We start from the raw sequence: 913 nt of genomic DNA, 5'->3' as shown, positions 1-913 counted from the left end.
CTGGCCGATGGCCGAGGTACTGGTGTCATTACCGGCACGCACACCGACCACGTAGTTCCCATCGCTGCGCACATCAGCCCCGACCACGTCGTTGTACAGCACATTGCCGCGCACCTCGTCGCCCTTGTACACACTGGTGTAATCGCTATGGGCTTGCGGCACGTCGTCGACGATGGTGATGACAATGGTGCTGGTGGTCGAATTGCCGACCGAATCTTTCACCTGGTAGGTGAAGGTTTCGGTGACGGTATTGGGGCCGTCGTTGGCGTGGGTCGGCGAGTTGGCCGGTGAGGTCAGGGTGTAGGTGTAGGTGCCGTCGGCGTTCAGGTGGATTTGACCGTATTGGCCTGTGGCGTCGCCCACCAGGCTGTAAGTCAACGTGCCAACACCGCCGCTGGCAGAGCCGACCAGCGTGCCGGTGGCCGTTTCGCGGGTCGAGTCCGAATCGCTGCCAGTGACGGTCCCTGGGGCAAGGTCATTGCCGTCCTGGTGAACATCCAGTGCACTTTCGTGGACCGTGACCCCGCCAACGGGGCCCGCGACGAGCGAGCAGTCCTGAACATTGATCGTGATGGTGGTGGTGCTCTCATCGCCGTCAGTGTCGCGAATGGTATAGACGAAAACGTCGCTGCCACCTTGCGGCGGCACCGCATTCGGGTTGGCGTGATAGACCGCATTACCCGCCGCATCGATGGTCAAGGTGCCGTATTGGCCAACGATCGCGCTGTTGAGATTGCCGATGGCCGAGGTCGACGTATCGGAGCCGGCACGGGCACCGACCACGACATTGCTGGTGCCCGCCTGGTCCGCCCCCAGCTTGTCGTTCCACAGGACGTTGCCCGTGGCTGTCCCGCCCTCCACCACGCTGGTGGTATCCGCACTCGCCAGCGGGACGTCATCGACGATGTTTACA

At 62.7% G+C, this 913-nt stretch carries 1 protein-coding gene; it reads right to left on the bottom strand.

Annotation, left to right across the window (positions count from 1 at the left end; translation table 11 throughout):
- The coding region (locus tag APH28_RS25965; protein WP_218186527.1) for an Ig-like domain-containing protein at window positions 1-913 on the bottom strand (913 nt) is incomplete at both ends.

It is taken from the genome of Pseudomonas sp. NBRC 111124 (genome assembly GCF_001320245.1).
Lineage (GTDB): Bacteria > Pseudomonadota > Gammaproteobacteria > Pseudomonadales > Pseudomonadaceae > Aquipseudomonas.
Note: the sequence above shows the minus strand (reverse complement) of the source record. Positions and strands in the feature narration are given on the sequence as shown.